This window comes from Pseudoalteromonas sp. SR45-5, from assembly GCF_014163565.1.
In the GTDB taxonomy this organism is placed as follows: domain Bacteria; phylum Pseudomonadota; class Gammaproteobacteria; order Enterobacterales; family Alteromonadaceae; genus Pseudoalteromonas; species Pseudoalteromonas distincta.
The window spans coordinates 1-6051 of the sequence record NZ_JACJDN010000217.1 but is presented as its reverse complement, the minus strand read 5'-3'; the positions used below and the strand labels follow the sequence as shown (position 1 = coordinate 6051).

Here is a 6051-nt window from a genome sequence, read left to right as displayed (position 1 = left end):
GGCGAGCGCAAAGCAACACTTGAAATAAAGCTGCTCTACTCATTATGGCTAGCAAGCGGTGCTAAAGTTGACGACCGCTTTGAAGAGTTATCTTTAAAAATTGGTGCTCATAAAAACTGGAACGAACAAATATTAACTATTGCAAAAGCAGTTGGGTTAAATGCAAAAGTTGCTCAGTACTATCAAAAAAATAAACAGCCTCTCCTTGCAGCCGATTACTGGTTAAGCGCAGGGGAACCTGACAAAGCATTCGCTATTTATAAAACAAATATAAATGCTGATATTGCAGCTAAAGCGATTGAAACTGCACTTGGTGCAAATAACCCGATACAAGCTTATGCATGGTGGAAAACCTATGGCGACCAAGCCAATATTAAACGCACACTTTATTTGGCTAACTTAGCAGGCAATACAGAAGATGCGGCTCAAGCCATTGAAAGCTTATTAAAGACCGATCCAAATAACAGCGAGTACTTAACACAAGCAATGCACCTGCGTTTAGCAAATGGAAATGCAAAAGGGGCTGAGCAATTACTTGCAAAGCTATTACTACAAAGCCCAGATGACAAAGAGCTACATTTATTAAATTGGAAGATAAAGCGCTGGCAAAACAAGCCTAAAGAGGCACTCCGAGAGTTTAAATGGCTAATGTCTAACAAAGCCGTAACCCCTGCGATGCTTACCAATAGTATTAACGATGCCACCGCTTTATATTTATACCAAGATGCTAATGATATATACGAATATAAAGCCCAAAATAGAAATCTAAAAGGAAATGGCTTTGCTAATTGGATGCAAGCTAACGAATTTATTGGTAACACAAAGCAAGAGTTAAATAATATTGAACGCTTTGAGCAAATAAATGGTAAAAGTGCGTTATCACAATATTGGAAAGCAAAAGTACTTCACGATACTGGTAATTTAAAAGCATTAAGAGCTTTGTGGCCTACATATAAAGGGCCTAAAAATGAAGAAGATTTACTTTGGATTGCCCGCGCATTTTGGCTAGAAGATGACTTTTCTACAGCTCTGCAAGTACTAAAAAACAAACATGAAAGTTCTGACGATGAGTTTTGGAGTGCCAATGTAGACATGGCAATGCGAGTCCAAGACAAAGCTCATGAGCTATATGCATTAGAGCAGTTACAACAAATAAGCCCTTTAAGCGTAGGCGACATGCTGCACTACCAACAATTGCGCTTTGAAGGTAGGCCTCAGGAGCTTCTTGATTATTTATGGAAAAGTGAGTCGCAAACTGACCGTCAATTGATTCAAATTGCATTATTAAGCACACAAGTAAATGATGCTAAATCAGTTGCACGTATTCATGCTGAACTTGATAAACAACGATATAATAAAGCTCTCTATCCTGCTTGGTTAATTCTTTCTAATTGGTATCAAAACCAAAGTGATTTAAATTCAGCTTATACAACTTTAAACCGCGCTGCTAAATTAAGCGAATATGACTCTGATGTTGTGCTTGCACAAGGTTGGTTAGCGCTGCAAATGCATGACACTGTAATGATTGGCCGCATTTTAACGCGCTATTCTCAAAGCGACACTTCCTATGCGTGGACGCAGCTCTTAGCTAGCCTATCTATTCACGAAAAGTCATATAACAGTGCCTACTTTTATTTGCGTAAATTGGCCATTGCAGAGCCAAGTGACTTAACAACACTGGTTAACTTAGCCGATGTAATGAAACAACTTGGATATTATGCAAATGCTGCTGAACTTAATCACTATTTACTGCAACACTTACCTAAAGATAAATATGCATACAGAGGCTTAATGTTTCGCTGGGCGGGCGCGATGGCTGTTCCTCATTTAATGCAATTAAACACAATGGAAGAACTTGCCCCCGACACTATTGGTGAGCCCCAAACAAACTGGTGGTTAGCACGCCGAGCTGCACAAAAATTAGAGCCATGGCAAAAACTACAACTTTATATGACCAACGGCGAATTTAATAAAGCGAAACAGCTTATAGCTGAAGGTTCACTAAGCAAACTAGATGAGCTAAACGCCCTACTCTATTTAAAACAACCCTATGCCACCATGCAACGTTGGTACGAAGAACTCACTGGCGAGGCAAATGAATCGCAATTGAGTTTACTCAGAAATGCACGCGCATCCTATTTTAGAGCGCTTGAAATAAACCTATCGCCAGAGGCTGGTTTAAACAGTAGCCAGTACGATGTAAACGTTTATTTTCCTTATGCTAATGGGCAATGGAAATTAAGTTTAAGTAATCAGCAAAACCTTGATAACAACGGATTACTGTTTGCAATAGAAGATAAAATGACATTTGGTCGTTGGTATTTTGATGCAAAAATAGATTCGCACCAAGGCAGCTTAGTTAGCCGCCAAGGTCTTAGCATAGACTCTCGTTATCAATGGGATTCACGAACACAGGTAGGTTTAAAGCTTGAATATAATGTTGAAAACCGCCAATCAGAAGCGCTACTTAGCTATGCTCAGCTAGATAAAGCCACGGCCTATGTTAACTACAATATTGATGGTAGACAAAACGTACAGCTATCAGCAGCAGCGATGTCTTTTTCTCGAAGAAGCGATGGCAGCTCACTAATAAACGGCCAAGAATATAATGCTCGTTACCAATACAGCATTTTAAAAGACCGCCCAATTTGGAACGCTTATTTTAGTGCGCAATGGCAAGACTTTGAACGTGTTAATGCATTAATAAATACAGATGCAAGCAGAAGACCGCTAAGAGTTGACCTTCAACCATTTAGACGTTTTGCACTAGGGACTTCATTTGCTTCAACTGGCTCATTAGAACCTCCTTATTTAGGCGCAAGCCCTTCGTGGTTATTTGATATAAGTACTGGCTATCAAACACTTAACGATACAGTAGATGTATCAGTTTCAAGTGGCGCAGGTTGGTCTGTACTGGGCGATGATTTATTTAAATTACAGCTGGGTTACCAAAGTAGTAATAAAGTGGGTAACTCAGATACACAATTACAATTAGGTTATTACGTACATTTTTAATGTTAGGAGAGAGTATGTTTCGTTTAATTATACCGTGTTTGGTATTACTATTATCAGCATGTACCACCAGCAGAGTTGCTGATGATATAGAGCTTAGCCCTTCAAAAACAGTGGCACTAATGCCGCTTGTTAATCATGCTCAAACACCGCTTGCCGGTGAGCGTGCTGAAGATATTTTAGCCAGTATTTGGCAACAAAATAAATTACCAACTCTTATACGTGCACCTCGCGTAAACACCAAAGAGCTTCCACCGCTGGATGATCAATACCGTTTAGACAATGCTATGCAATGGTTAAGCACTCAACAAGCTGACTATGTACTAACAGGCAGCATTGAAGAGTGGCGCTACAAAGCAGGGCTTGATGGCGAACCTGTTGTTGCACTTACATTATCACTCACCGTAAATGGACAAACCACACCAGTTTGGACGGGTACTATTGCTAAAAGTGGCTGGGGCCGCGATAGCATTGCAGCAACAGCACAAGATGTGATTGCCGATTTAATTTCTTATATAGAGGTTAGTGAGTGAAAACACATTTCCTTAGACCAAGAGACGTTCCTGAGCTACAAATATGGGCTGAGGTATTTATATTTACCGCGCTTGCTTTAGGGCTGCCTGTATTATTTAACGCACAGGACCCATTTTGGACTGAGGGAGGGTTTTCGTGGCCTGTACTTGGCCCACTTTTAGTTTCTTTACGCTATGGCTTTTCAAAAGGCTTTATTAGTATTTTATGTTTGCTTGTTGGCCAACTTTTTTTACTTCAAGCAAATATTTTATCACCGCAAAGCGACTTCAATATTAACGCTATGATTGGCTACATTATTGTAATTATGATCACTGGCGAATTTAGGGATGTGTGGGAGCGTACTAATCAGCAGCAAAGTATTCAGCTTGAGTACGTAACTGATCGTCTTGAAACATTTACTCGTCAGTATCATTTAATTAATTCATCTCACGATAGAATTGAGCAAATGCTAGCTGGCCATACGTTAAGTTTACGTGAATCACTACAAGCAGTAAGAACCTCTATCGGGCTATTAAAAGAAAGAAGACTTGATAGCGCAGCGCAAAAAATAATCGACTTGTTTGTTGAGTACGGTTCGCTAGAAAGAGCGGGGTTATATAAAGTTGAAAACGACAGTGTTTTAGAGCCACCACTTGCCTCTATAGGTAAGATGAGTCAAATAGCTAAAAACGATCCTCTTATATTAGCGATGATCGAAGAAAAAGAATTAGTATCGGTAAAAGACGAAAAAGCATCATCAGGTATAAGTAAATACCATATGGCGATTCCACTTATCGACGTAAATAACACAATTTATGGCGCTATTTTAGTTGAAAGAGTACAATTTTTTGCACTTAAAAATACCACTCTTACACTACTTGCAGTTATGGCTGGGCATATAGGCGATTTACTTCGTCATGAAATAACAAACCCAGTAATGACGTCTGAAGAGTATCCATACTTTATTCGCCAAGTTAAACGTGCGAATAAAGAAGCAAAACGATACAACATTCCATCGCAGCTACTAAAAATAAAAGCTAATAATATTACTGATAAATCCACTCAACTTATGAGTTATTTAAGTGAAGCACGCCGTGGTTTAGACATTTATTTGTACGATAATCAAAATCAGGTATTACTGCTATTGATGCCATTAGCTGATGAGCTTGAAAAAGCAGGGTTTATCGCCCGAATGAACACTTGGTGTAAAGAGCGCACTGGTAGCACTTTAGCTGAGCTTGATATTGTTATTGAGCAGCAACTTGCACTACCTATAAGCTCAGATGACATAAAGAGATTGGTTTCACTTTCATGATTATAATTATTGTAGCGGCTATATTAGGGTGTATTTGTCAGTACTTTGCACTAATAGAAGTACTGGAAACACCTGATTGGTTTTTAGCTATATTCTTGCATGCTATCGCTAGCATCTTTTTTGCTATTGTTAGTTATGTTTTTATACCTAAAAAATACAAAACGACTCCTTATAGCTCTTTGCTACTCATGTTTTTATTATTGTTTACATTACCAGTACTTGGAATTATGGGTGTTGTAGTAGCGCTTACATTTGCTCTTTGTAAACCTCTCAAGAATGACGAGATAGAAATAGAGGAGCATAAAATACCTGAGCTTCCTTTTGAAGCCAGAGCAATATCAGCAAATCCAACCTATTCAATTGGTGGACTTAAAGCAATTTTGAAGCACGCTAATGAGCCAAATAAGCGTTTAAGTGCTGTAATGGCGGCTCGTCACATGAGTGACTCACAAGCTATTCCTATTTTAAAGCTAGCACTTAAAGATTTAGAAGATGATATTCGCTTGCTCGCCTACTCAACCCTTGATGGTAAAGAAACCAAACTTAACGAAAAAATCAGTTTGTATCAGCAAGAAATAGCAGTTACAACTAAGCAGCCAAAATTGAGTCATTTACAAAAACAGCTAGCCGAACTTTATTGGGAACTGAGCTATTTAGGCTTAGCCCAAGGCGCACTGCGTAAATACGTTTTAGAAAAAGCAGAAGCACTTGCATTGCAAAGTATTGAGCACGTAAAAACACCTGCAACTTTTATATTTTTAGGGCGTATATCTTTAGCCTTAGACAAATACGAAATAGCCCATGAGTATCTACTTAAAGCAACTGAGTTTGGTATGGCAAGGCGCCATGTATTGCCTTATAAAGCCGAAGTTGCCTTTTGTATGAACAAGTTTGACGACTGTAAACGCTACTTAAAAGAACTCCCAGAACAACCTAAGGGCAGTGAATTACGTCATTTGCAGGAGTATTGGCATGAGTAATAAAAATGCAGACATTTTACTGCTTTTAGAAGGCACTTACCCTTATGTACGTGGTGGCGTATCTAGCTGGGTTCATCAAATAATTGAAGGGTTACCTCATTATAACTTTGAGCTTGTTTTTATAGGTGGAGCGCCAGAGCATTATGGCGAGATTCAATATACTTTGCCTGAAAACGTTACCAAGCTGCATGTTCATTATTTAGTGGAAAATGACACATCTGAAATAAAAGC

5 protein-coding genes are annotated in these 6051 nt (G+C 38.9%); all 5 read left to right on the top strand.

What is annotated here, in order from left to right:
* Positions 1–3015, top strand: a 3015-nt coding sequence (locus tag H5072_RS09815) for a tetratricopeptide repeat protein (RefSeq protein ID WP_182693420.1), incomplete at its 5' end; no start/stop codon positions are given.
* A gap of 14 nt (positions 3016–3029) precedes the next feature.
* Positions 3030–3545: a hypothetical protein gene (locus H5072_RS09810; protein WP_024597301.1), complete on the top strand. Its 516-nt coding sequence runs from the start codon at positions 3030–3032 to the stop codon at positions 3543–3545.
* Positions 3542–4840, top strand: a complete 1299-nt coding sequence (locus H5072_RS21475) for a PelD GGDEF domain-containing protein (protein WP_182693419.1) — start codon at positions 3542–3544, stop codon at positions 4838–4840. Before H5072_RS09810 ends, H5072_RS21475 begins: the two co-directional genes overlap by 4 nt.
* Positions 4837–5820 carry a HEAT repeat domain-containing protein gene (locus H5072_RS09800; protein WP_182693418.1) on the top strand — a complete coding sequence of 328 codons (984 nt, stop codon included), beginning with the start codon at positions 4837–4839 and terminating at the stop codon, positions 5818–5820. Before H5072_RS21475 ends, H5072_RS09800 begins: the two co-directional genes overlap by 4 nt.
* Positions 5813–6051: GT4 family glycosyltransferase PelF (pelF, locus tag H5072_RS09795; protein ID WP_182693417.1), on the top strand; the 239-nt coding region annotated here is incomplete at its 3' end. The genes H5072_RS09800 and pelF, both read left to right, overlap by 8 nt.